The 25,294-nt window shown below is 68.9% G+C and carries 21 protein-coding genes, 1 tRNA gene and 1 pseudogene; 13 read left to right on the plus strand and 10 right to left on the minus strand.

Annotated features, from left to right (window positions below; genetic code table 11):
- Positions 1–3: 3 nt before the first annotated feature.
- A complete protein-coding gene (locus FHX42_RS19360) occupies positions 4–1,446 on the minus strand; it encodes a threonine/serine exporter family protein (RefSeq protein WP_182545856.1) in 1,443 nt (480 codons plus the stop codon).
- A gap of 307 nt (positions 1,447–1,753) precedes the next feature.
- Here FHX42_RS19360 and FHX42_RS19365 point away from each other — a divergent pair.
- Positions 1,754–1,829: transfer RNA gene (locus FHX42_RS19365), tRNA-Thr, on the plus strand.
- Positions 1,830–2,865: 1,036 nt separating this feature from the next.
- On the opposite strand, the gene FHX42_RS19370 is transcribed toward FHX42_RS19365, so the two are convergent.
- From FHX42_RS19370 to FHX42_RS19395, 6 genes are read right to left on the minus strand one after another with little or no spacing between them, the layout of a single operon-like run.
- Positions 2,866–3,285, minus strand: a complete 420-nt coding sequence (locus tag FHX42_RS19370) for a hypothetical protein (protein ID WP_182545857.1) — start codon at positions 3,283–3,285, stop codon at positions 2,866–2,868.
- Between the two features lie 49 nt (positions 3,286–3,334).
- Entirely contained in the window at positions 3,335–3,988 is a 654-nt protein-coding gene (locus FHX42_RS19375; RefSeq protein WP_220480590.1) for a hypothetical protein, read from the minus strand.
- 1 nt (position 3,989) lies between these two features.
- On the minus strand, positions 3,990–4,643 hold the full coding sequence (locus tag FHX42_RS19380) for an urea transporter (protein WP_220480591.1): 654 nt from the start codon (positions 4,641–4,643) through the stop codon (positions 3,990–3,992).
- 42 nt (positions 4,644–4,685) lie between these two features.
- The gene (locus FHX42_RS19385) at positions 4,686–5,867 is read right to left on the minus strand and encodes a hypothetical protein (protein ID WP_182545858.1); all 1,182 of its coding nucleotides are present in this window, start codon (positions 5,865–5,867) and stop codon (positions 4,686–4,688) included.
- Between the two features lie 53 nt (positions 5,868–5,920).
- On the minus strand, positions 5,921–6,229 hold the full coding sequence (locus FHX42_RS19390) for a hypothetical protein (protein ID WP_182545859.1): 309 nt from the start codon (positions 6,227–6,229) through the stop codon (positions 5,921–5,923).
- Positions 6,222–6,863: an SAV_915 family protein gene (locus FHX42_RS19395; protein ID WP_182545860.1), complete on the minus strand. Its 642-nt coding sequence runs from the start codon at positions 6,861–6,863 to the stop codon at positions 6,222–6,224. The genes FHX42_RS19390 and FHX42_RS19395 overlap by 8 nt, the downstream gene beginning before the upstream one ends.
- 739 nt (positions 6,864–7,602) lie before the next feature.
- Here FHX42_RS19395 and FHX42_RS26795 point away from each other — a divergent pair.
- The 4 genes and pseudogenes from FHX42_RS26795 to FHX42_RS19415 all read left to right on the plus strand — a co-directional run.
- Positions 7,603–7,980: pseudogene (locus tag FHX42_RS26795) on the plus strand (DUF5753 domain-containing protein); the annotation flags it as partial.
- 102 nt (positions 7,981–8,082) lie between these two features.
- A complete protein-coding gene (locus FHX42_RS26800) occupies positions 8,083–8,271 on the plus strand; it encodes a DUF397 domain-containing protein (RefSeq protein WP_182546118.1) in 189 nt (62 codons plus the stop codon).
- 217 nt (positions 8,272–8,488) lie between these two features.
- Entirely contained in the window at positions 8,489–9,211 is a 723-nt protein-coding gene (locus FHX42_RS19410; protein ID WP_182545861.1) for a GAF and ANTAR domain-containing protein, read from the plus strand.
- A gap of 51 nt (positions 9,212–9,262) precedes the next feature.
- Positions 9,263–9,982 carry a GAF and ANTAR domain-containing protein gene (locus FHX42_RS19415; protein WP_328796423.1) on the plus strand — a complete coding sequence of 240 codons (720 nt, stop codon included), beginning with the start codon at positions 9,263–9,265 and terminating at the stop codon, positions 9,980–9,982.
- 160 nt (positions 9,983–10,142) lie between these two features.
- Here FHX42_RS19415 and FHX42_RS19420 read toward each other — a convergent pair whose 3' ends face one another.
- Entirely contained in the window at positions 10,143–11,267 is a 1,125-nt protein-coding gene (locus tag FHX42_RS19420) for a hypothetical protein (RefSeq protein ID WP_182545862.1), read from the minus strand.
- A 186-nt stretch (positions 11,268–11,453) separates the two neighbouring features.
- Between FHX42_RS19420 and FHX42_RS19425 the strand changes: the two genes are divergently transcribed.
- The 6 genes from FHX42_RS19425 (at position 11,454) to thpD (ending at position 17,566) form a co-directional block, all read left to right on the plus strand.
- Positions 11,454–12,650, plus strand: a complete 1,197-nt coding sequence (locus FHX42_RS19425; RefSeq protein WP_328796424.1) for an aminotransferase class V-fold PLP-dependent enzyme — start codon at positions 11,454–11,456, stop codon at positions 12,648–12,650.
- Positions 12,651–12,958: 308 nt separating this feature from the next.
- Positions 12,959–13,699: a S1 family peptidase gene (locus tag FHX42_RS19430; RefSeq protein WP_182545863.1), complete on the plus strand. Its 741-nt coding sequence runs from the start codon at positions 12,959–12,961 to the stop codon at positions 13,697–13,699.
- Between the two features lie 348 nt (positions 13,700–14,047).
- On the plus strand, positions 14,048–14,602 hold the full coding sequence (ectA, locus tag FHX42_RS19435; RefSeq protein ID WP_182545864.1) for a diaminobutyrate acetyltransferase: 555 nt from the start codon (positions 14,048–14,050) through the stop codon (positions 14,600–14,602).
- A gap of 136 nt (positions 14,603–14,738) precedes the next feature.
- Complete coding sequence (gene ectB / locus FHX42_RS19440) at positions 14,739–15,986, plus strand: diaminobutyrate--2-oxoglutarate transaminase (protein ID WP_182543164.1); 1,248 nt, start codon at positions 14,739–14,741, stop codon at positions 15,984–15,986.
- 77 nt (positions 15,987–16,063) lie between these two features.
- Positions 16,064–16,456: an ectoine synthase gene (locus FHX42_RS19445; RefSeq protein ID WP_182545865.1), complete on the plus strand. Its 393-nt coding sequence runs from the start codon at positions 16,064–16,066 to the stop codon at positions 16,454–16,456.
- A gap of 210 nt (positions 16,457–16,666) precedes the next feature.
- Positions 16,667–17,566 (plus strand): ectoine hydroxylase, encoded by a 900-nt coding sequence (gene thpD, locus FHX42_RS19450; RefSeq protein WP_182545866.1) that lies wholly within the window; start codon positions 16,667–16,669, stop codon positions 17,564–17,566.
- A 191-nt stretch (positions 17,567–17,757) separates the two neighbouring features.
- On the opposite strand, the gene FHX42_RS19455 is transcribed toward thpD, so the two are convergent.
- Positions 17,758–18,798, minus strand: coding sequence for an ADP-ribosylglycohydrolase family protein (locus FHX42_RS19455; protein WP_328796425.1), 1,041 nt, complete (start codon positions 18,796–18,798; stop codon positions 17,758–17,760).
- A 311-nt stretch (positions 18,799–19,109) separates the two neighbouring features.
- Here FHX42_RS19455 and FHX42_RS19460 point away from each other — a divergent pair, with 311 nt between their 5' ends.
- The gene (locus FHX42_RS19460) at positions 19,110–21,968 is read left to right on the plus strand and encodes an AfsR/SARP family transcriptional regulator (RefSeq protein ID WP_182545867.1); all 2,859 of its coding nucleotides are present in this window, start codon (positions 19,110–19,112) and stop codon (positions 21,966–21,968) included.
- Between the two features lie 768 nt (positions 21,969–22,736).
- Here the strand turns inward: FHX42_RS19460 and FHX42_RS19465 are convergent.
- Complete coding sequence (locus FHX42_RS19465) at positions 22,737–23,552, minus strand: SGNH/GDSL hydrolase family protein (protein ID WP_182545868.1); 816 nt, start codon at positions 23,550–23,552, stop codon at positions 22,737–22,739.
- A 459-nt stretch (positions 23,553–24,011) separates the two neighbouring features.
- Here FHX42_RS19465 and FHX42_RS19470 point away from each other — a divergent pair, with 459 nt between their 5' ends.
- The gene (locus tag FHX42_RS19470) at positions 24,012–25,289 is read left to right on the plus strand and encodes a hypothetical protein (RefSeq protein ID WP_182545869.1); all 1,278 of its coding nucleotides are present in this window, start codon (positions 24,012–24,014) and stop codon (positions 25,287–25,289) included.
- The last annotated feature ends 5 nt before the right edge of the window (positions 25,290–25,294 follow it).

The raw sequence follows: 25,294 nt of genomic DNA on the forward strand, positions 1-25,294 counted from the left end.
GAGTCAGTCGAGCCGGCGGCGGGTGGGGCGCAGTGGTCCGGACATGCGTGGTCCGGACATGCGGCGTCCCAGCCGGCCGAGTCGCTCGCGCAACGGGTGGGTCAGGTACTCGCCGAGCACCACGCCCGCACCCAGCGCCAGTCCCGTCGCCGCCGCCAGCATGAGGGTGGGAATTCCGGCCGGGTCGTTCTGCACCGAAAGCTGGTACAACCCCCGGTAGGTGGCCAGGCCGGGGAGCAGCGGCGCGACACCGGAGACCGCGACGACCAGGGTGGGAATCCGCAGCCGACGCGCGATGATGCCACCGAGGAAGCCGACGACCGTGGTGGCCACCGCCGAGGCCAGGATGGTGTTGACCTGGGCCAACGTCATCACGGCGTGCACAGTGGCCGCGACGGCTCCGCCGCCGCCGGCCACGAGCCACGGCTTCGGCGGGGAGTAGCTGGCCAGCGCGAAGCACACGGAGGTGGAGGCACCCGCGGCCATCTGGACGGGTAGTTGCAGCACGGGCGGGCCTATCTGCGCGCCGCCCATGGCCTGGACGGCGTCGAGTCCGCCCCCGATGGCGTCCGTGCCGAGCAGGCGCAGCGCCGAGTACAGGGCGAGCACGACGCCCGCGATGAGTCCGGCGGAGGTCAGGGCGAGCTCGGCTATGCGTCCGGCTGCCGTGACGTTGTAGCCGGTGATGGCGTCCTGCATCGAGCCGACCACCGTCATTCCCGACAGCAGCACGATGATGCTGGCCGCCACCGCGAGGGCGGCGCTGGGCAGCAGATCGGTGACGTAGCAGACCAGGGCGACGCTGGTGGCGATCGCACCGCCGACCGTCTGCTGGAAGAAGGCGGGCAGCGAACGCTGGTTCAGGATCCGCCCCACCCGGTCGACCAGGGCGGTGACCCCGGCGGCGACCAGCGGCAACATCGGAGTGCCACCACCGCCGAGCAACACCGACAGGGACGCCGCCATGCCGGCCCAGGCCAACGTGGCCACCCAGCGCGGGAAGGGGTGCGGCGCGTTGGTGATCCGGTCGAGCTCGGCGTAGGCTTCCGAGGCGACGATCTCGCCCGCGGTGATCCGGCGGACCAGGTCCTCGACCTCGGCCAGCCGGGTGTAGTCCAGGGAGCGGGTGCGGACCACCCGCAGGGAGGTGATCGGCGCCGCCTCGGTGCCGCGGTAGCAGGAGACGGTGATGGACGTGTAGATCACGTCCACCTCGCAGTGGGGGAGCCCGTACGCGCCGGTGACGCCCGTGATCGTCGCGCTCACGTCGGAGGCGCCCGCGCCGCTGGACATCTGGACCTCACCGATGCGCAGCCCCAGGTCCATCACCAGATGGACCGTGGACTCGTCGGGTAGTGCGGGCCCGTAGACGACGTTGCGAGTTCCCGGCGTCTCGGGAGTCTCGCGCCGCCGCAGCACACCACGGGCGCGCTGCGTGATTCCCACTGCTGTCCCACTTCCTCGCCGAGAGGACTTCTCGGCGGTGTCCGTCACCTGATCTTCCCCTCTGGCATCGGTATTCGCGTGATGACCGTTGCACCGATGCTCGGTGTCGTCCATCACGGCCTGCTCCACGGTGGGTGGGGGATGGGCTCCCAACCGATGAAAATGAAAGTCACCCCAGGTAAGAAGGCTACAGGTGGTCGCGCCCGCGCGGCGGCCATCCGTGGCGGTGCTCACTGTTACCGGCCACCTTCACCGCGTCGCCGGCCGACCGCTTAGGATGTCCCCACGCGCTCCGTACGGCGCGCGTGCCGCTGTAGCTCAGTTGGTAGAGCGCCCGCCTTGTAAGCGGAAGGTCAGGGGTTCGATTCCCCTCAGCGGCTCCATCGATTACCAGCGAAAACTGCCCCTGTCGGCATCGGCGGGGGCAGTTTTCGTATCGGGCGGTCTCAGCGGCCTGCTCAGTACACCCGGATCCGTCTTCACCGGGGACCCCGCTGCGGACCCGTTCGCCCGTGCTGATCGACCTCGACGGTTTCGCGATCGGGGCCGTGCGCGTGGGGGCCATTGAGCGTTCTGCGGTCCACTCGTGGTGGTTCGGTGTGTCGAATGTTTGGGCATCGAGGGCGTTCTCGTGGCGACGTGCCATGACGAGCACGGTTCCGATGCCGGTCCCGACGAGCAGGATGAGGACGGCGAAGATAGCCAGAGCCGGGTCGAGCAGTTCGGGGCGGAAGGAGGAGATCGCGGCGAACACGACGGCGATCACGAGCAGAAGCGTCCCAGCTCTCTTGGTCGGTATCGTGGGGCGGTACACCTCGCGGCGCAGCGACTCCAGACCGGGGCGCAAGCGCAGCATCCCGGCGGCGAGATTGTTGACCCGGGCGCCGTGGTGCACCGAGTGGGCCATCCCGTTGTAGGCCAGCGCCCACAGCTGCCGGTTAGCTTCGATGGTGGTCACGTAAGTACGGCCCCTGCGCCCCCCGCTGTCTCGAAGGCGCAACATCCAGCCGAGCACACCACCGCGGAGCGTGATGTCGGTCAGCGCGTAGGTCTCCACCCAGCGCCGATTCACCCGCAACCAGTCCGAACCGGCCACCAGTCGGGTCGTCCGGTCCCGGACGACGGTGATGACGAAGATCAAACCCATGAGGGTCCAGTGCACCGGATCCTCCAGCCAGGTCCAGTTCCCCTCGGAGGATCGCAGCGAAACGACGTAGATCGCCGTCAGGATGCCGGCAGCACCGAGCACGGCCACGCGGTCCGCGCCATGCACCTCCAGTGCCGGTCCGCGCCCTTCGGGAGGCTCGTCGCCCTTGCAGGCTCTGGTCGTGGGCTGCGCGGGACCACCGAGCACCACCGGCCCCGCCGGAGGGCGCGGCCGGCCGTTCGAGGCGTCCGGGCGCGGCGGAAGGTGCGTGGTCATGGCGCCGAGCCGCGCAGGCGACGGCGCAGCCACGGCTGTCGGGGAAGTCCGAAGAACTCGCGCACGGACTGGTCCTGCAGGAGACCGAACGTGATGGCCAGGGCGAGGTTGAGGACGAGCGAGGGCCAGGCTTGGGCCTGCAGGGCGCTGTAGAGGGATCCCAGGCTCAGCAGCGCGAGGATCATCAGGACCATGCGCGCCCAGCGCTTGCGCTGAGCCAAGACGAGCGCGGCAGGAACCGCCAAGGCGGCCTGCACGAGAGTGATGACGAGCGCGACCCCCGTGAAGACCGAGGGGGCCACGGCGATGGCGTAGACGGTGCCGAGCAGGGCCACGGCCATGCCGACCAACCAGATCCACTTGGTGACCTGGACGTAGCGGGGAACCCCCGGGGTGCTGTCCGTAGGCGTGGTCACGCGGGAACTCCTTCTTTCTGACGTTTTTCTGACGTGGCGCGCAGGATATTTACGATATGGAGTCCTCACGGCGAGGCACTCTGAATGCGCTGTGGATCAGTTTGTTGGTGTCGGCGTTGCTGGTGATGACGGAGTGGAGGATGCCGTTGTAGACGAGGTCCCACATGTCGCGGTCCTCCTGGATGTCGTCGGATTTGACCATGACTTTCCGTCCGGCGCTGTCGGTGAAGTCCAGGTGGATCGCGTTGCTGCGGTGCCGTGCCTTGATCTCCGTCAGCTCATAGAGCCGCACCCAGGCCTTTCCGACTTTGAGCCATTCGGCCCCGACTGCGGGATCCACCGTCCTGAATGAGCCGTAGACACCCAACGATCCGAGTGCGATGCCAATCCACATCCACCAGAAGGTCATCCATGTGAGGATGAAACCCTGCATGGCAGTGATGCCGAGGGTGATGATGCCGAAGGCGATCAGGCCGGCGGTGATGGCGCTGCGTTGGCTGTGGCGATACCACTCCAGCATGCGCCCCTCGCCCTCTGGTGGAGTCGGCATGCGGTGGGTGCTTTGGTCGCGGTCGCGGTCCTGGTCCTTGGGGGGCTTGTCCTCCTTGTGGAACCCCGGAGCGCGAGGTGGCCGTGGTTCACCCGAGACCGGATCGGGCTTCGGCGGCAGCTCGGAGGTCGTGCGAAAGAGTTGCTTCGTCATGTCACGCTTGCCAGCCTTCGGGGCGGGGCACTTTGAACGCGCTGTGCACTAGTTTGTTGGTGTCGGCGCCACCGGCGATGACCGAGTGCAGGATCCCGTTGTAAACCAGGTCCCACATGTCGCGGTCTTCCTGGATGTCGTCGGACTTGACCACGACCACCCGGCCCGCGCTGTCTTTGAAGTCCAGGTGGATGGCATTGCTGCGGTGCTTGGCCTTGATCTCGGTCAGCTCGTACAGCCGTACCCATGCTTTGCCGACCTTGATCCACTCGGCACCGACCGCGCACTCGACTGATCGAAACGAGCCGTAAACGACGAAAGCACCTGCGGCAACGATGAGCCACATCCACCAGGCAGTCATCCATAGGGGACTGAATCCCTGCATCAGAGTGATGCCAAGAGCGATGATGACTAAGGCTCCCAGACCAGCGGTGATGGCGTTGCGCTGGCTGTGGCGATACCACTCCAGCATGCGCCCCTCGCCCTCTGGTGGAGTCGGCATGCGGTGGGTGCTTTGGTCGCGGTCGCGGTCCTGGTCCTTGGGGGGTTTGTCCTCCTTGTGGAACCCCGGAGCGCGAGGTGGGCGCGGTTCACCCGAGACCGGATCGGGCTTCGGCGGCAGCTCGGAGGCTGCGAGGAAGGTTTTGTCGGCCATGGCCACCTCACTGTCGACGACGGGACTGCAGCTGTGTGCGGATCATTCTCCGGTGGCCGCGTCGACGCCTGCACCGGCTGCCCAGGTACCGATCGCGCCGCCGACGACACCGCCGATGACGGTGCCGACACCAGGACAAATCGCGGTGCCCACAGCTGCGCCAGCCCAACCTCCGGCGGCACCGCCACCGATGTCGGCTGCGGTGTCCTCCGTGGCCTCCCAGGTGTCTTTTCCATGAGCCACATCCCAGGCGCCAGAACCGATAGCCACAGCTGTACCGACGGCAGGCACACCGCGGACAAGGTTCTTCCCGACGCGGCTGACTTTTGAGGCGCCCTTGATGAACCCGCTGGCGTCGGCGGAGACGATCGCCCGGGTTTTCGAGCCGACTGGGTTGCCCATTTTTCGAGCGTCGGCGGCGTAGGAGGCTTTGGTATCGGCAACCCCGCGGTAGCTCTCGGCAGCCTTGCCGAAGCGTTCGCCGACGCTGCCACCGTGTTTCTCGGCCCGGGCCTGGATGGTGGAGGCGTCGGCGTACCACTGATTGGCCTTCTGGAGGAAGTCACCGGCGGTGTCGGTGGAGCTCTTGATGGTGTTGAGCCCCTGGATGACGGCGAACATCGTGTAGGTCTTGGTGCTTTTGACCGTGGCGAGCGGGTCCTTCATCGCCTTGTCCAGGGCCTTGTGGGCCTCTTCCTGCTTGGTGCGGGCGTCTTCGACCGTGGTGCGGGCTTCCTCGAAGGCGCGCTTCTTCGCTTCGTGGGCGGCGATGGCGGTCTGGGAAGCTTGCGATTGCCCTTGGTGGGCTTGCATCTGCTGCCCGGCCGGTCCGGGAGGCAGGTTTTCGGTGCCCGCGCCCTTGGGGGCCGGTCCGGGTGGCAGGATCGCGGTCGGGGTGACGATGAGTTTCCCGTCGCGGGCCACGGTGCGGGCCTGGTGCATCCGCTGGGTGACGGTGTCGATCTCGCCGGCGAAGGTCTCCAGGGCGGTTTTGACCTGCCCGACGAGTCCTTCGAGGGTATCGGCGTCCTTGCCCTGGTAGGTCAGGGTCTGGCGGGCGGCGTTGCCGGCCGTGCCCTGCCAGAAGCCTTCCGAGGCGTCGCGCTGCCCGTAGACGGTGTCGCCGATCGCGACCACGCCTGGTTTGACCTGGCCCAGCCAGTCGGCGGTGGTTCGGCACGAGGCCGGATCGTCGAGGACCTCGGTGTTGAGCTCGCCTGCCATCGCCCCAGTTCCTCCCCGTGCGGTCGTGCGATCGTGCTCGTGCTCGCGATACGTCAGTCCGGGCCGAGATCCTCGGCCTGGCGCTGCAGGTCGTCGGCGTTGGTGTTGTCGACCTGGCCGTAGCTGCCGTCGCTGGCGTCGATCTTGCCGGCGGTGTCCTCGAGACCGGCGATGAGGCCGGCGGCCGTTTTCGTGATCTCCGAGAGGGTGTGGCCGACCTGCTCCGCCGAGGTACTCACCTTCGGCGCGGGAGGCACTGCCTGCGCCGCTTTGGTCAGCTTGTCCGTGCTGCTGCGCAAGTCGCTGGCCATGGACCGCAGCTTCTCGTGATCGGTCTCGATGCCGTCCCCAGCGCTAGTCATCGTTCCAGTTCCCCTCGCTCGGCCCGTGTCGCAGGTGCGGTGGCAGCGGTGTGTCCAGACAGATCGTGTGGGCACCCGCCTGCTGGCGAACCTCGCTGAGCAGTCCGGCCGGAACCGGCACCGACGCCTGGTGCGGACCGCACCCGGCCTCCACGGCCGCCGTCGAGGTGTAGGCCATCATCGCCAACCGGTCGCCCGGCATCGGCTGCAACTCGGCGTGGGCCTGCTCGGCCTTGCCGGCCGGATACGCCGTGCAGGCCACGTGCACCGATGTCCAGTCCCCGGCCTCGTCGGTGTCCCAGACGGCCTCGTCGGTGGCCATCCCCCCGGCCGTGCCCCGCAGTTCGGGTGGCAGCGATTCGTCGAGCATCACGCCGAACCGGAAACTCGGCAGCCGCCACTCGTCACCCGCGTCCGCCGTGGCGAGCTCGGTCAACCGCGTGGTCGGGACCAGGATCCACGGCTGGTCCGGGCCGCACCCCTCCACGAAGCGCTCCAGCGAGGAGTAGGCCAGCACCACCTGCTGGTGCTCCGCTTCCCGGGTCTCCAGCATCACGTCCCCGGTGCTCTCGTCCGGGCGAGCGGCCAGGTACACCTGCCCCGGCAGGTACTCCGTCTCGTCCGGGTCCACCACGGTCGGACGATCCCCAGTTCCGGGCACATTCCCTCCAGTACGCATGTTCGGTCCGGCGCAGTCGCTCCGGCCGAAACCGCGCGAACGCTACCGAACCGCAACCGAGCAGCAACACCGTGGATCTACTCATCGGTGAAGCACTCTGATATCTCGCGGCAGCGAAACATCTCCCGGGTCAAACACGAGTGAGCTCGTGAAGCACTGCGCCCAGGTCGCTGCTGAGCATCTCCGGGTGCCAGAGCGGCCTGCTCCCGGAAGTCGCGGGCGACGGTGCTGGTGAGGCGCCTCGCAAGCGGGAGGTCAGGGATTCGATCCCCCTCGGCGGGTCCACGCTTGACCAGCGAAAACGCCGCGCCGGCGTGATCGGCGCGACGCTCTGGTCTCGTCGGGCTCTCGGTTGCGCCCGCGATTCTCTTCCGACTCATCGATCTGCGGCCCGTTCCGCCTCGTGCGGTGCGTCGTCCAGGGGATCCAGAACGACGCGCTCGTCGGCGGAGTGGAGGTCGCTGATTCGCGTGGAACGCTGATGGTCGTGCCGATCGACCAGCACCTGCTCGTCGCATTCGTCGCGACGACGTTCGTCGCGATGGTCGCTTCCGGGGCAGGACATGCTGTTCGCGCTGGGGGTGCGGCAGCCGGGGCGGTCCGCGTGCCGGTTCGTTCGCCACAGCCGGAGTGGCGACCAGCGAAGTCGCGCACGTTGCCGTGGCAGCGGCCGGACTCACCGATTCCCGGTCCGATGCAGACTCGTGCCTACGCCCGCGAGGTGATGATCAGTCTGCCAGCCGGTGAACAGGACCTCCGCGTCGAGCTGCGCGTGGCACGGGCAGCCGCGCTCAACACGCCACGGCAGGTCGATGTCATTCCCGCCGAGCGGGCTCTGCGTGACGCGTTCGGCGGCGACAAGGTCATGGCCGAACAGCTCCGCCATCTGGTCGAACTGTCCGAGCAGGACAACATCACCGTGCGCGCGCTACCGGCTGACCTGAGGCACCGGACCTTGGCCCACGACGGAGCATTCGTGCTCTACGAGTTCCCCGAGGCCGCGCCGATCGTGCACCTGGAGCACTACCGCGGGCCGGCTTTCCTCTACGACGCGAAGGATGTTCAGGCGTATCGAGAAGAGATGGGGTGCGCTCACGCAAACGACCATGAGCCCCGTGGAGACGGCGAAGCTCATGGCCACGATCGCGGACGATCCAGAGAGGAGCTCTCAATCATGACGGTACCGACGGGGTGGCGAAAGTCCAGCCGCTCCGGCCCGAACAGCAACTGCGTCGAGGTCGGTCGTGTCACGGACGGTGCCGCGGTCCGCGACACCAAGGACCGCTCGGCCGGCTACCTCACCACCGACCGCGCCCGGTGGTCGGCGTTCGTGGACGCGATCAAGGCCGACCGCTTCGCCTGACACGAGCGCGCAACGAGGCGTCCCCGAGCTTCGCAGTTCGGGGGCGCCTTCATGTCGGCGGTCGCACAAGCGTGCGAACTCCCCGCTCGCGCGTGTTGGCGGGGCACGGTGCGGGTATGACTGAGTCGGGTCGGGTGGATGCCCGGGAATCGGCCTGACCGAGGCTGCGGCGGTTGAGCTCCCAGCCGCCGTGACCGCCGTGATGTCGGGAGGGTTGATGAAGAGCGCTGATGATATCTACCCGCACGAACTGGCTCGGACGCTGAGCGACGTGGCACGGAGCCTGGAGGCCGAGCCCGACGAGGAGTGGACCCTGCACGGGATCGTGCACGCCGCCGTGTCCACGGTTCCGGGTGTGAGCAGCGCCGTTATCATCGAGGTCGTCGGTAAGCGGGCCGGTCCTCGGGTGTCCACCGACGAGTTGGTGCGCAAGTGCGACGAGGCGCAGTCCGAACTCGGCGATGGGCCCTGCTTGGAGGCGATCCGGGAACAGGACACGGTCGTCGTCGACGACATGAGTGCCGAATCCCGCTGGCCGCGTTTCGCCACCCGCGCTTCCGGTCTGGGGGTGGGCAGCATGATCTCGTTTCAGCTGTACGTCACGCGCGACACCCTGGGAGCGCTGAACCTGTACGGGGACACGGGGGTGAGCTTCGGGGAGGAAGCCCGGATCATCGGTGAGCTGTTCGCCTCGCACGCCGCGATAGCCATGTCCGTCGCCCGCACGCAGCGCCAGCTCGGCGAGGCTCTGAACACCCGAGACGTCATCGGTCAGGCCAAGGGCATCCTCATGCGGCGTGAGAACATCATCGGACTTCAGGCCTTCGACCTGCTGATACGCACCTCGCAGGAAACCAACATCAGACTGGCCGACGTGGCCGCCTGGCTCGTCCAGGACCACGAACAGCCCGGTGGCGCACCGCGCCCGCGGCGGCGTTGACCCGCTCGCGACGGTGGCGGTTCGCCGGGTGCACCGTGGAGGTGTTCCGCCGTGACCGATGACGACGATGTCCTCGCCGCCTTCGCCGAGATCGCCCGAGACCTGGCCATGCAGCCGACGGAGCAGGCCGTGCTGACCCGTGTCGTGACGCTGTCCGTGCGGTACTTCGACAGCTGCGATTTCGCGGGGATCATGCTGCTGCACCGCCAGCAGGAGATGGACACCGTGGCGGCCTCCGACCAGCGCGTGCGGGAGTCCGACCGGCATCAGGCCCGGCTGGGCGAGGGCCCGTGCTTCGACGCCGCGCTGGACTCCGCTCCTTGGCGAAACCGTGTCTACCGCAGCGACGACATCGTCACCGAGACCCGTTGGCCGTCCTACATGCCGTGGGCTCGTGAACTCGGCTTCGGCTGCATGATGGGTTTTCAGCTCTACCGCGACGAGGAGCTGTTCGGCGCGCTGGACATGTACTCCCTGCGATCCCGTGCCTTCGACGACGACACCGAGCGCAAGGGGTGGGTCCTGGCCTCGCACGCGGCGGTGGCGCTGATCAGCGCACGAACCGGCCAACAACCGCACGCGGCTCTGGAGCCGCGCCAGGAGATCGGTCAGGCCATCGGCATGCTCATCGAACGCTACGGGCTCTCCGAGCAGGAGGCGTTCGCCATGCTCAGATACGCTTCGCAGGACAACAACATCAAGCCGCAGACCGCCGCGGCGAGCTTCGTGCGCACGGGCGTGCTCCCCGGGGAGTCGCCGGAGCCCCGGTAGGCGGCCCCGCCGGCTGGGAGCTCAACCGGTGGGGCCTTGGTCGGGACAACACCCGGGGTGCTGCCCGCCCAGTTTCGAGAATGCCCGGAGCACCGTGGCTCGGGCACTCGCCCATTCGGTGATGATGTCCGCGACCGGGCGGCGTTACGGGAGCGGACGATCACCCTCCACCGGACTCCTGCTGTTCCCGCTGCTTCTCGCGCTCCTGCTCGATGCGGCGGCGCTGGGCTTCGCGGTAACCGTAGGCGGCCTGACGGACGGTGGCGTCGTTCTCCAGACCCGAGCCAAGCGCCCCGGCCGCCACGCCCATGGTGGCCGATGCCCAGGCCAGTCCGAGGTAGTGGGCGAACCCGACGGGGTGGCCGAGTTTGCTCGCCAACAACTCCGGCTCGATGAGCAGCAGCGCCGCGATGATGTTGAACACGAGCAGGCTGAGGTACAGGCAGCTCACTCCGACACCCAGGGTGGCTGCGGTCGAGACGTTGTAGAGCACCGCCTGTTCGCGGTCCACGGTTTGGTTGCGTTTGTCCCACAGCTTGTGGGACAGGATCAGCCAGGTGCACATCAGGGCCAGCACGCCGAGCACGATGACGCCCCTGCGCCAGGCGCCGAGGGCGTCACCGATCTGCCACACGGTCGAGGAGGTGAGCCCGAAGGCCGAGATGGCCAGGCTCGCCGCCAGGGCGCCGGACATGCCGAAGACGAGCCGCCACGGCGTGTTGCTGCGCACCATGCCCGACAGCAGGCGTAACCGCCCGCGCTTGCGCGTGGCCCGGTACCGGACGCCGATCTCTTCGCGGTTGGGGACCTCGCGCCGGATGGGGCCCAGTACCTCGGTCAACAGGCTGTGCAGTCCCCGGCGTCGTTGCTGTGTGGGCAGCTCGCGGGACTCCTCGGTGGCGCCGAGGATCTCGTCGAGGATCTGGATCACCACCTGCCGCGCCCGTCTGTAGGGCTGGACGCCGCCGAGCGCGGGCAGCGACATCAGTCCGACGCAGGCTTCGACGCCCACGTCGGCCAGCACCGGGTGGTTGTCGAAGCGCAGGGGCAGATCCGTCACGCAGATCGCGTAGTCCCACTCCCGGTGCAGCGACTGCTCGCGGGCGGCACGGAGGATCTCTCCGCCGCTCCGGCGTCCGGCGGCCACCGGATCGCGGAGCACTTCCACCGACCACTCCCGGTCATCGTTGAGCTGTTCGGGCAGCTGGTCCGGCAGCACCCTGGCCAGGTACTGCGCGATCTCCTCCGGAAAGTCCGGATCACTGATCAGTCCCAGACGGACCACGACGTCGCATCCTTCCCGATGTCTTCGGCCACACCTTCGTCCCACCGGCTTTCCCAGGGCGAGACGGAGTACACCACGCGGGTGTTCCACGGTGCGCGGTGAACGGGTGGGAGGCTGCGTCGATCCTCCACGTCGAGCACCCCGCCCGGTGAACGACCGTTTCGCCCGTGCGACGACACCGGTAGCGTGATCGGAAAGCAGGGAGGCGCGATGCTCGACGACCAGCGGATCCGCGACGACACCCCAGGCATCGACGGCAGCCGGGTTTTCCTGGACAGCGCCGGTTCCTCGCTGCCGCCGCGGCCGGTCCTGGGCACCGTCACCGCTCACCTGCACCGCGAGGCCGAGGTCGGCGGATACCGGGCCGCCGCCGAACGCGCCGATGACCTCGGACGCGTCCGGTCCGCCGTGGCCACCCTGCTCAACGCCCCCGAGTCGTCCGTCGCCCTGAGCGACAGCGCGACCAGGAGCTGGCTGGACTTCGTGACGGCGGTGCCCCTGCGCCCCGGACAGCGGGTGCTCATCAGCGAGGTCGAGTACCACAGCAACGCCGTGCACTTCCTGCATCGCGGTATCCCGTTCGACGTCGTGCCTTCGGACGACAGCGGCGCACTCGACCCTGCTGCGCTGAAGCGGATGCTCGACGACGACGTGGCCCTCGTCTCGCTCGTGCACGTGCCCACCAACAGCGGGCTGATCAACCCGGTCCGGGAGGTCGTCGAACTGGCCCACGCCCGCGGAGCCCTGGTGCTGCTGGACGCCTGCCAGTCCGCGGGCCAGGTGAACCTCGACGTCACCGAGCTCGGGGTCGACGGTCTCACGGGCACCGGCCGCAAGTGGTTGCGCGGGCCGCGCGGAACGGGATTCCTCCACGTGCGCCCCGAGATCGCCGACCGCCTGACCCCGGCCGTCCTCGACGGAAGCGGTGCCGAGTGGACCGGTGAGCGCGAGATACGTCCGCGTGCGGACAGCGGGCGCTTCGAACTGTGGGAATGCGATGTCGCCGCTCGGCTCGGCCTGGGTGCGGCGGTGGACTACCTGCTGGAGCTGGGGCCGGAGCGCGTCGAACAGGCGGTGCGGACGCGGGCCGCGCGCCTGCGGGCGGGGCTGTCCGGCATCGGCGGGGTCAGCGTGCGGGACCCGGGGCGGGACCGCTGCGGCATCGTCACCTTCACCGTCGAGGGGGTGGGTCCCGACGTCGTCCGCGCCGAGCTCGCCCGCCGCGACGTCACGGTGACCACCAGTACTCGTGCCTCGACGAGGATCGACATGGACCGCCGCGACCTCGCGGCGGTGACTCGTGCCTCGCCGCACTACTTCGTCAGCGACGAGGAGATCGACCGGGCCGTGGGCGCGGTCGCCGAGATCGCCGGGGAACGCTGACCACCGACGCGGTTGCGGGGCGGTGATCGCGGCCGTGACCCGGCGGCCGCTGTCTCAAGGGGTGAACGCGTCGTTCTGGCGCTCACGCCGCCACATCGACGCGTTCACCACGACGTGGGGACCGCCTTCAGCCGAACGAGCTGGCAAGAAAACATCAGTCCCTCTTCCACGCGGCGTTTCGGTACCGCCGAAAGGACGTATGTCCGATTGGCGAGTAGTGACCAATTCATTGACCATCCACACGATCGGGTGAATTTTTAAGCCGTTCTGTCACATAGCGTCTCTGATGAGATCCAGAGGAGAACGGTTTGTCACTCACGAGAACGTTGACTCGCGTGGTCGGTGCGACCGTGGCCACCCTTGCCCTCGTCGCGCCGGCACAGGCGGCATCGGCCGCACCGCCCGCTCCCGAGTCGGAGCCGATGATCATCGACGGTCGGAACGCGGACGAGGCTCCGTGGGCCGCCCGGATGTTCGCCGACGGCAGGCAGGCGTGCAGTGCCACGGTCGTCGCGTCCGAGTGGATCCTGACCGCCCAGCACTGCGTCGAGGGGGCCGACCGGGTGAGCTTCCACGTCGGCAGTCTCGACCAGACCCGGGGCAGGGAGGTCGTGGCCAAGCAGGGCGGTGTGCACGTGCATCCCAGCGCCGACCTGGCGCTGGTCAACATCCGGAGCTCCGCGCAGGTCACGCCCGCGCCGTTGGGCAGCCCCGGTGCCGCCGCCGTCGGCGAGACGGTGCAGACCTACGGCTGGGGCGCCACCTGCACCGATCGGCCGGAGATCGAGTGCCAGTCCCGGCTGCTGAAGGTCGCCGACGTCACGGTCACCGACAACCGGTGCTCCGACTACCGCGGTGGTACGGCGATCTGCGCCCGGCGCGGTGACGGCATCCCGGCCGGTGGCGATTCCGGCGGCCCCATGTTCGCCCAGGGGTCCAACGGTTACGTGCAGGTCGGCGTCGCTTCCACGAGCAACCGTTCCACGCGTACCGCCTACACCAACGTGACCCAGTACCGCGACTGGATCCGTTCCCTCGCCGGTGTGTGATCATCTTTCGTTCGGCCCCGGGATCCGGTCCCGGGGCCGACGTGTTTCTCGGGACCAGTGGCGGGGATCACGCCTGTGAGCTGTTCGACTCGCATGATGATCACCCGGGGTGTCGGAATGCTTTCGGAGTCGGTGCGTTACCGGTTTCACGCGAACGTTTTCGCTGCTCGTGGGGGTGTCATGGCGGGTGGGTCCGGCGCGGGGGCCCGGCGATTAGCACCCTCCGTGTTCACCGTGCAACTTCTTTGTTGTGCTCCTCACGGTACAAATATTGTCGTTCCTGGTAGCGAGGCCAGGAAACCTTTTCGTCGCTGACGGGTTGCGCGAGTTCTGTTAACTTGGGAAGGCATGACCGGCGAAAAGCCCAGCCATCCGGCCGACGATGGCACGACAGGGCCAGCCGAGCGGGTGGAGATCGCTACTCCGGCCGTCGCGGACGGCCCTGACCTGTACCGGATCACCCGCGATTCGGGAGTTCTCGACGTCAACTCACCCTACGTGTATTTGTTGTGGTGCCGGGACTTCGCGCAGACCTCCGTGGTGGCGCGTGTCGACGGCGTGACCGTGGGATTCGTGATCGGCTACATCAGGCCGGACGCCCCGGACACGTTCGTGGTCTGGCAGGTTGCCGTCGACGCTTCCCAGCGCGGTGGTGGTGTGGCGGGCACATTGCTGGCACGTGTGCTGGACCGCATGCTCGCGCGCGGTGTCCGCTACCTGGAAACGACGATCACCCCGGACAACGCCGCGTCGATCAAGCTCTTCTCCGCGTTGGCCAGGAAGCGCGCGGCGGAACTCACGGTCGAGGAGCTGTTCCCCGCGGAGCTGTTCCCGGACGCCCACGAAGGTGAGGACCTGTACCGCATCGGCCCGTTCGACGGAGCGAGTACGTCGGTCCGGTGAAGGGCCGACACGTGGACGAAGCCGTCCACGAACCGATGCCAGCCGTGAGTGCTGTGTCCCTTCGCGGTGGAAAACAGACGTACGCAGCCGGTGACCGCGCGATGACAGCGCCGGTCGCCAGGCCGGACGGAGGATCATGAACGACATCTTCGCAACTCTGGAATCCGAAGCTCGCAGCTATAGCCGCACCTGGCCGACGACGTTCGACCGTGCGGTGGGTAGTTGGATCTACGGCGAGGACGGGACGCCCTACCTGGACTTCTTCGCCGGTGCCGGGGCGTTGAACTACGGGCACAACAATCCGCTGCTGAAGCGAAAACTGCTCGAGTACATCGAGCGGGACGGTATTCATCACGGTCTCGACCAGGCCACCGCGGCCAAGCGCGAGTTCCTGGAGACCGTCGACGAGAAACTGCTGAAACCGCGCGGGCTGGACTACAAGCTCCAGTTCTCCGGCCCGACCGGGACGAACTCGGTGGAGGCGGCGCTCAAGCTCGCCCGCAAGATCACCGGTCGCGAGTCGATTATCAGTTTCACCAACGCCTTCCACGGCATGACGCTGGGGTCGCTGTCGGTGACCGGGAACTCGATGAAGCGCGGTGGTGCCGGCATTCCGCTGGTGCACGCCACACCGATGCCCTACGACAACTACTTCGAGGGCCAGTACCCGGACTTCCTGTACTTCGACCGGCTGCTGGCCGACAGCGGCAGTGGGCTCAACGCTCCCGCGGCCGTGATCGTGGAGACCCTCCAGGGCGAGGGCGGCATCAACTCCTCGCGCCCCGAGTGGCTGCGCGGGCTGTCCGATCTGTGCAAGCGTCACGACATGCTGCTCATCGTCGACGACGTGCAGATGGGCTGCGGCCGGACGGGGCCGTTCTTCAGCTTCGAGGAAGCCGGGATCACCCCCGACATCGTCTGCCTGTCCAAGTCGATCGGCGGCTACGGCAGCCCGCTGGCGACCACGCTCATCAAGTCCGAGCACGACGTCTGGGAGCCCGGTGAGCACAACGGCACCTTCCGGGGCAACAACCCGGCGTTCGTGACGGCTACCGAGGCGCTGCGCCAGTACTGGAGCGACGACGCCCTGCAGCGCTCCACCGTCGCCAAGGGCGAGCGCGTCGGCCAGGTGCTCGACGAGCTGGTGAACACCCACGAGGGCACCGTGGCCAAGGGTCGCGGCCTGGCCAGGGGGCTGGGTTTCGAGGACCCGGACCTGGCGGGCAAGGTGTCCAAGGCGGCCTTCGACCGCGGGATGATCCTGGAGACGGCCGGACCGAACAGCGAGGTCGTCAAGATCATGCCGCCACTGACCGTGACCGACGAAGAGCTCGAACAGGGTCTTGGGATCATCACGGACTCGGTGCAAGCTGTCACGGCCTGACCCATCTCGGGTGACCGGGCGGTTCCCCGCGGGCCGCCCGGTCGTCGACGCGTTGACGCAGTCTTCAAGGAGGAACTTTGCTCGTTCGTACTCTCGACGAGATCACCGACACCGACTCCGACATCAAGACCGAGAACTGGCGCAGCAAGCGCATCATCCTGGCCAAGGAGAAGGTCGGTTTCTCGGTGCACGAGACCACGCTCTACGCGGGCACGGTCAACGAGTTCTGGTACGCCAACCACGTGGAGGCGGTCTTCGTCTACGACGGCGAGGGGGAGATCACCGACCACGGCACCGGTGAGACCCACCAGCTCAGGCCGGGGTCGTTGTACCTGCTCAACAACCACGACAAGCACCAGGTCCGGCCCAAGACCGACATGCGCACCGTGTGCGTGTTCAACCCGCCCGTGACCGGGCGCGAGGTGCACGACGAGGACGGGGTGTACCCGTTGGTGACCGAGGAGGACTGAGGCGGGGCTTCGACTCCTGCATAACAGTTCTCGGCGGCGGGTAATCGGAAGCAACGGACCGTAGCACGGCTGTCCGGTTGCCCGCCGCGACGCACAGCGGACACAGAGGTCTTTGCCTTCGGGCAACGCTTTCGGACGAGGAACCGAGAAATGGCGGTGGTGCCGCGGGCACCGGCCGCTCCGGCGGGAATTCGAGAAGGAGGCGCACCGATGACCGTCGCCGACGTGAGTACCCAGGATCGCTATCCGACGCGGGGGGCCGAGTCCGCCCTGCTGGAGCGCCGGGATCCGACCGTGTGGCCCGGTACGGAGCTCGGGCCCGCGAGCACGGAGGACCTGGTCGCGCACGAGACCAGGGGTTTTCACATCGCCGAGGGGCTGTTGTCCCCGGCCGAGGTGCAGAGTTACTGGCAGGAGCTGGATCGCCTGACGCGGGATCCGCGGGTGCGCTCCGACGAGCGCACGATCGTGGAGCCGGATTCCGACGAGGTCCGTTCGATCTTCGAGGTGCACCGGACCAGCAGTGTGATCGCCGAGCTGATCCGCGATCCCCGGGTGCTCGACCGGGCGCGTCAGATCCTGGGCTCGGAGGTCTACGTGCACCAGAGCCGGATCAACTACATGCCCGGGTTCAAGGGCGGCGGTTTCTACTGGCACTCCGACTTCGAGACCTGGCACGCCGAGGACGGGATGCCGTCTCCCAGGGCGGTGAGCATCTCGATCGCGCTGACCGACAACCACCCGTTCAACGGCGGGTTGATGATCGTGCCGGGCGCGCACCGGACCTTCGTGGCCTGTGCCGGTGAGACGCCGCGCGACAACTACAAGTCCTCGCTGCGCCAGCAGGAGGTCGGCGTGCCGACGCGGGAGGACATCACCCGGCTGGTCTACGAGCACGGCATCGAGCAGTTCACCGGGGCCGCGGGCTCGGCGCTGTGGTTCGACTCGAACTGCCTCCACGGTTCCGGCAACAACATCACGCCGTTCCCCCGGTCGAACATCTTCGTGGTGTTCAACAGCGTCGAGAACGCCCTGGTCGATCCCTTCGCGGCGCAGGAACGGCGTCCCGAGTTCATCGCCTCCCACGACTTCACCCCGGTGACGCGATGACTCGGTGGGGTGATGACCGCTGACGCGGTGAGCGTTCCGGGGTGACCGGCTCGTTGCCCCGTGCCATCCCTCGGTGTGGGGGTTGGTCGGTTTCGCGCGAAACCGACCAACCCCCACACGCGCGCGACCGTCCACAGCGGCACGGGTCATCCACAGGGCGGCCAGCGAACGAGCGGTGTGTGGTTGTTACTTCAACCTCCGGGGAGACCGAGGTACCGGCGTTCGTTGAAGGGCTCGCCGACGCAGGAGGCACCGAGGTCGTGGCCGATGCGCTCGATGACGTCGGCCAACTCCAGGCAGCCGAGCCAGGGGCGGGGCAGCGCGGCCGTGCCGTGGCGGGCGCCGAGGAGCGCCCCGGTCAGCGCGGCGGTGGAGTCGCTGTGCCCGGAGTGGTTGGCGGCCAGCCGCACGGCGTCGGCGAACTGGTCGAACTTGGGCAGCGCCAGCGCGCAGTACACGGCGATGGCCAGCGCCTCCGGCCCGATCCAGCCCTGTCCGAGCCGTTCGACGTGGCCGACGCTGGCGCCGAGCCGGGCCAGGGTCGCGGCCTCCGCCAGTGCCGTGGCGGTCTGGTGGTCCTCGCGCAGCACCCTGCCCGCGGCCTGGTCGACTGCGGCGGGCAGCCGTCGGTCCCGGACGGCGACCAGGTGCACGATCAGGGCCATCGCCCCCGCCGAGGCCCACCCTCCGGTGCCGCCGTGGGTGAGCGCACCGAGCTGGCACCCCAGGGCGTAGGTCATCTCCATGCCGGGGGCGAACCCCACCGGTGCGCTGCGGTCGACCCCGCCGCACCCCTGCGAGCTGTTGCGCGGGTGTTCGGGGGTCCCCAGTTCCTCCTCCTGCAACGCGCGCAGGCTCGTCAGCCCGGGGGAGCGGTTGGCGTAGAGCTCCGGCTCGGCGAGCAGACCGGTGGCCCCGTGCGGTGGTCTGCTCTCCTGCTGGGTGACCAGCCAGCGCCGGTAGGCGGAGGCCGTGGACTCCACGGGACGCCATCGTCCGCCGCTGTGCCCGGTGGCCCAGGCGTGCAGGTATCCCTCGCCGGTGAACAGCGCCATCTGAGTGGCGTCACCCAGCAGCGCCTGTGGTGGTGGAGCGGTGATGCCGTCCTCGCCGTAGGTGCTTCGGATCTCGGCGCGTTGCAGGAATTCCACGGGGGCACCGAGCGAGTCGCCGATGGCTCCGCCGAGCAGGCACCCCACGGCGCGATCGACCACCGTGGGCGAAGCGGTCACGTTGACTCCTTCCACTGCGGTCCGGCTCGGGCTGGCTGACACGCGTCCCGACTCTACTGGCCACGGGTGCGGAACTCCGATCGCCGGCGGCGTCGCACCCGTTCGCGGTAGGTGATTCACCTCTCTCGGCGACGTCGAACGGTTACCTCCGTTGGGGTGAATCCTGATGACGTGTCCCACTCGGAGGGGGGTGTGGCTGGTTAGCGTGGGGCTCGAGCTCGCGGCGGCGCTGACCAGGTTTGTCGACGGCGGCCTGGTCGGACAAGATGTGAATATCTGTCAGTTTTTGGGGTCTCACGATTCGGGGGAGTATGCCAGCGCAGGACAGCTCGACCAGGGCGCCGAGCACGGGATTCGAGTTCCGCGTGCTCGGCCCGCTGGACGTGCTCTACGACGGCGTTTCCCAGCCGCTGGGAAACTCTGGCCTGCGCAGCGCGCTGGCCTGCCTGCTGCTGGAACCGAACCAGGTGGTTTCGATCGATCGGCTCATCGAGACGTTGTGGGGCCCCGCTCCGCCGGCCACGGCACGCACGATCGTCCACGGCTACGTCTCGCGGTTGCGCAAGCTGTTCTCGGTGGGTTCGACCGACGCCGCCGAGGATCGGCCGCAGATCGTGACCAGCTCGCCCGGCTACCTGCTGCGCGTCGACAGCGACCGCGTCGATGCGCACCGCGCACGAGCGCTGGTCAACCACGCCCAGGGCCTCGAACCGGCCGAACGGTCCCGGGTGCTGGCCGAGGCGCTGACCCTCTGGCGGGGCCCGGTGCTGTCCGACATCTCCTCGGACCGACTGCACAGGATGGTCGTACCCAACCTCGACGAGCTGCGGCTGCTCGCGCTGGAGGAGCGCATCTCCGCCGATCTCGACCTCGGCGACGACAAGCGGTTGGTGGTCGAGCTCTCGACGCTGGTCGAGCGGTACCCGTTGCGCGAGCGGCTGACCGGACAGCTGATGCTGGCCAACTACCGGTCGGGCCGCCGCGCCGAGGCGCAGTCCTGGTACCACGCCCTGCGCGGGCGACTGGCCGACGAGCTCGGCATCGATCCCGGACCGGAGCTGCGCACGTTGTACGAGCGGATGCTGCGTGACGACGAGTCCCTGCAGCGACCCCCGCGGCGTTCCGGGAAGGAACGGGACACCGGACCCGCGCCCGCGGAACTGCCGCCCGCGGTGGCCGGTTTCGTCGGCAGGCAACGGGAGCTGGCCGCGCTGGACCGGATACTGGCCGAGCACGAGCAGGGTCAGGCGAACCTGCTCGCCATGCTGACCGGGACCGCAGGTGTCGGCAAGAGCGCACTGGCGATCACCTGGTCGCACCGCGTCACGCACCTCTTCCCGGACGGGCAGCTCCACGCCTCGCTGCGCGGGTTCGACTCCGAGCGTGCCCCGCTGTCTCCCGGTGAGGCGCTGACCGGTTTCCTCAAGACCCTGGGGGTGGCCGCCGACGGCATTCCGGTGGATCTCGACGAGCGCGCCGCGCTGTACCGCTCGTTGCTGGCCGAACGGCGTTTCCTGATCCTGCTGGACGACGCCCGGGACGCCGAACAGGTCAAACCGCTGTTGCCGGGAAGCGCCGGGTCGCTGGTGCTGGTGACCAGTCGCCGCAGGATGGACGGGCTGGTCGTGCGCAGCGGTGCACGCATCCTGCCGCTGGAGACCCTGCCCACCGAGGCTGCCGTCGAGCTGCTGGACCGGGCGGGGGTTCCGGGGCGTTCGGAGGCCGAACCGGCCGCGGCGCGCGAACTCGCCGAACTCTGCGGAGGGCTGCCGCTGGCCCTGCGCATCGCCGCGGCGCGGTTGGCGACCAACCCGGGACGTGGTGTGTGCGACCTCGTGGACGAGCTCGCCGACGAGCGCGACCGGTTGCGCGCGCTGGACATAGACGACCCCGACGCCAGCGTGCGGCGGGCGTTCGACATCTCCTACCGCACCCTGCACCCCACCCACGCCACCACGTTCCGCCTGCTGGGGCTGGTGCCGGGGCACACGTTCACCGTGCACGCCGTGGCGGCGTTGTGCGGCACCGATCCGGTGACGTCCCGGCGCAGGTTGCGGGTGCTGGCACTGGCACACCTGGTGACCGAGTACGAACCGGATCGGTTCGGGATGCACGACCTGCTGCGGCTCTACGCCCGCGATCTGCTCGCCACCGGCGATCCCGGCGCCGAGCAGGAGTCCGGGGCGGCGCTGGGGCGGCTGCTGCACCACTACCTCGTCGTGGCCGACCACGCCAGGCGCTTTCTGCGGCCCACCCGTGACGACCTGGACTTCTCCGCCGACGAGACGGTGGTCCGGCCCAGGATCACCGGGCGCTCCGGTGCGCTGGAGTGGTTCGACGTCGAGTGGCCGAACCTGGTCGCCGCCATCGTCACCGCCAATGCCGAGCAGTGGCACGAGTCGGCCTGGCGGTTGACGCGGTTGCAGTTCAACTACCTCATGGTTCGTTGTCCCTGGGAGGACTGGATCACGATCTACACCAAGGGGCTCGACTCGGCCCGCAGGGTCGACGACCCTCCCGGCAAGGTGCTCATGTCGGCGGGGCTGGGGGTCGTGCACTCCCGGTTCGGCAACGCCGACGCCGCACTGGAGTACTACGCGGAGTCCCACGAGGGCGCCGTGGCCACCGGGGAGCCGGGCTGGTTGGCCATGGCCCAGGTCAACATGGGCAGTGTGCTGTTCCGGCTGGGACGTTACGACGAGGCGCAGCGCCACTGTCAGGACGCGTTGCGCACGTACCGGAGGCTGGGGGACCGTTACCGGGAGGCGGGGGCGTTGAACAACCTCGCCCAGGTGGAGCAGGTCAACGGTCATCGCGAGGCCGCGCTGGAGCATCTGCGGGAGGCCGTGGTGATGTACCGGGAGGCCGACGACCTGGAGACCCTGGCGATGGTGCTGAACAACTGCGGTGAGGTCAGTGTCGAACTGGGGCGGTCCTCCGACGCGGAGCGCTACCACGACGAGGCGCTGGGCGTCGCCCTGCGCTGCGGTTCGGCCATGCGCCAAGCCGCGGCCCACCTCGGTCTCGGCGACGTCGCCCGTGCCCGGCGGGACTTTCCGGTGGCGCGGGTCAGGTGGGAGACAGCGCTGTCGATCTTCGAGAGCGGAGGTTCACCGCGCGCGTTGGAGGTGCGAGCTCGGCTGGACGAGTCCCAACGAGGTGTCGGCTGAGTGGGGTTGTGCGGGCATGTCGTCGATTGCGGGGCTCGTGAACAGGCTAAACGCCCCGAATCGCGGTAGCGTTTAGTCATCGTTTAGCTGGCGATTAGTGGTGTCTGGAACCTTGGTGATCGTGCGGGTTGGTTCCACCGGCTCGGCGTGACCGATCCGCACGTGGATGACTCCGGGGAATCCACGGGGGGATTGCCTGACCGTTGCGGTGCTTGCAAGGGGAGAGGCAGGCGCCGGAACGGCCGGTTGTGGGGGTCAGGCATCCGGGAGCGCGCTCCCGGATGGGATGTGGGGGTGAGTGCGGGTCTCCGTGCCGGAGGCCCGCACTCCGTCTTTTCGGGGGCGACGTTTCACCGGGTGTTGTCGTACCCCTGAGGTACGGATGCCCCGTGTCCGGATCGCAGGACGTTCTCGACGGTCTCGGCCGGCTGCCTGGCGAAGCTCGACGAAGGCCGGGGCGCCGTCGCCCGGGCCGAGGACCGCCGGGCTGGCCCTGATGCGAGGTTCGGGGCCTGGTCACCACGCCACCGCCGTTGTCGCATCCCGGCCGAGCGAGACCATGAGCGCCCTGGGCGTCGTCCAGGACGGTGAACCGATCCTGCGGCGAACCGCCGCAGGATTCGACGTACGTTGCCGCGCTCCCACCCGCTCGTGATCCACGTCGAGCACCGGAACCCCGCCCGGCACTCACCCGGTGACCGAGGGCTCCGGCCGAGTCGGCGACCCCCGAAGGGACTCACCAGCACGTCCTCATCGAAAACGCGGGCCTTACCGGGTCGAGGACAGCGGGGCCGGGTGGGGGCGCTTGGGGCCACGGCCGTCGCCGGAGGAGTGCCCACGCAGGCGACGGCCGATCCACGGCCCGAGGTGCTCGCGTACCCAACGCAGGTCCTCGGACCGCTGCGTGCGCCAGGACCGGACGGGAAGCGGTGGCCAGGGGCGGCGCCAGTCGTCGTCGGTCTCCAGGCCGAGCGCCTCTCCGGCACGCAGCGCGACCGCGCGGTGTCCTTCCGGCGACAGGTGCAGTCGGTCCTCGCCCCAGGCGCGCGGATCCCGCAGCACCGGCATCGACCAGAGGTCGGCGACCCGGCAGTCGTGTCGGTCGGCGATGGCGCGCAGATGGGCGTTGTAGGTACCGACCCTGCCCCGCACGTGCCGCATGACCGGCTTTCGCCGGGTGTCGAAACCGGTGCCGATGAGCACGTCGGCACCGGCGGCGCGCAGCTCGGTCACGGCGGCGTCGAAGCGCTCGGCGAGCAGGTCGGGATCCCCACCGGGCCGCAGGATGTCGTTGCCTCCCGCGGCCAGGGAAACCAGGGACGGGCGCAGCGCGATCGCCGCCGGAACCTGATGCTCGACGATCTGATCGAGTAGTTTGCCGCGTACGGCGAGGTTGGCGTAATGCAGACGCGGGTTGCCCACGGACAGGTTCTCGGCGAGGCGATCGGCCCACCCGCGGTAACTTCCGTCGGCGTAAGGGTCGTCCAGGCCTTCAGTGAAGCTGTCGCCCAGAGCGACGTAACTGTCCCAGTGGTGTCTGGGTGTTTCCGGTCGCCGTGGACGCTCGCTCTGGTCGTTGCTCATCGACACTCCTTCCACGGGCGGGCTGTCCCCTCGTGGTCCCCGCGCGGTGACAGGACCGTGCGCAGGGGCTGAGGTGGTCGATAACCACATTGAACCGCGCGGGACGACCTACGCCACCGTCGGTACGGCGTAAGTGACATACGGCACGGGACAGTTTCGTTTATCCTCGGTCGCTCCCACCGCTCCTTCCGGCGTGGCGAACTGAGGCTGATCAGCGGTTTTCCCCGACAGCGGTGGTACGAGATCGACGGACTCCGGAGAAACGGCGTGAGGCGTGCGCGACAACTGCTAATGTCCGTCGGCGGTAAGGGAAGCAACGAGGGGGATGTCGGCATCGACGTCCGTGGCCGTGCCGGTCGACGGTGCTGCCACGACCGCGTGAGTGGGGAACGACGGCATGTTCGCTTGCGTCGGACCGGATGTGTCCGCCGATAGGAGTCAGGATCTGGGGGAGCAGTGATGTCACCGCAGGATCCGGCAGCGCCAGTGGGACCACATCAACGCGCTCCCACGCCACCCGGCCACGAACCGTCCGCGGCACCTGCCGGGCCGCCACGGTTCGATCTGCGTTCGGAGTTCGCCGCGCTGGCGAGCGTGCACGATCCCCACGCCTTCTGGGACCGCGTCGACCGGCTCGGTGACAGGTTCGAGCACGAGCAGCGCCTGCGGGAACAGGCGAGCAGACCGCAGGCGGCGGCGGATCGTCCCGACTCGGCGACCCGCTCGGGGTTCAGGCCGGTCTCGGCGCTGTCCGGGGAACTGGGCGGGGATGCCGACAGCGCCCCACCGGTGTGGCCCGAACCCGCCGCGCCGTCACCGGGATCCGTTCAGCGCCCGGCCGGGCACTCGGGCTCCCTGAGCGGTTCGTTGTCCTCGCCGGGCACTTCCGAGGCACCGCATGCGGAAGCCGCGCCGTCGCCCGCCCAGCCACCTCCGCCCACGTCCGAGACATCGCCGCCTCGGGGAGTGCCGCGACCACCCGCGGGACCGCCACGATCAGGCCCTCCTGCGGGAGATGCCCCGCCATCCCCGCCTCGTCACGGTGACGGCCCCGAGTCGCAGCGCACCGAGCCACAGCCCCAGCCGGAACGGCCCTTTCCTCCGCCGCCCGCCCAGTCGCCTCCCCCGGCCGCTCCCGGGGCCTCGCCGCCTCGGGGAGTGCCGCGACCACCAGCGGGGCAGCAGCCAGTACCCCCGCCGGCGCAGCAGTCGGGGCCACCGCCTGCGCAGCCTCCTCCGGGCCCGCCTCCGGCGCAGCCTCCCCATCCGGGGCTCCCCGCGCAGGAGCAGGAACCACCTTCCCCACCGGCCGGGGTCTCGCGCCCCGCTGCCGGGCCACCGGAGGGAGCACCGCCCGCCGGACCGCCCCCACCTCCCCAACCGCCGCAGCCCGCGTCGCAGGCACCCGAGCCGGCGGCGCCCCAGCCACCCAAGTACGTACCGCGTCCCGACGGCGGGTTCGGGCCGCTGGGTTCGGGGGCGTGGACGGGAGGGGGCGGATCCTCCTACCAGAACAAGGTCGCGAGCGGGGCGCGTCACGACGCCGAGGAGCCCGAGGCCGGCGCCGACAACGCCGCCGACTTCCGTGCCGCTCGCGGTGATCGGTGGGCGGAGGAGGAGGCCGCACCCCAGTTCCTCGTCGATGCCGACGACCTCTACGACGACGACTACGGATCGAGCAGATTGGTCGCCCCGCCGGTCATCGGTGAGGCTCCCCCGAGTTACCGAGATTACTGAGGGAC

It is taken from the genome of Halosaccharopolyspora lacisalsi (assembly GCF_014137975.1).
In the GTDB taxonomy this organism is placed as follows: Bacteria; Actinomycetota; Actinomycetes; order Mycobacteriales; family Pseudonocardiaceae; genus Halosaccharopolyspora; species Halosaccharopolyspora lacisalsi.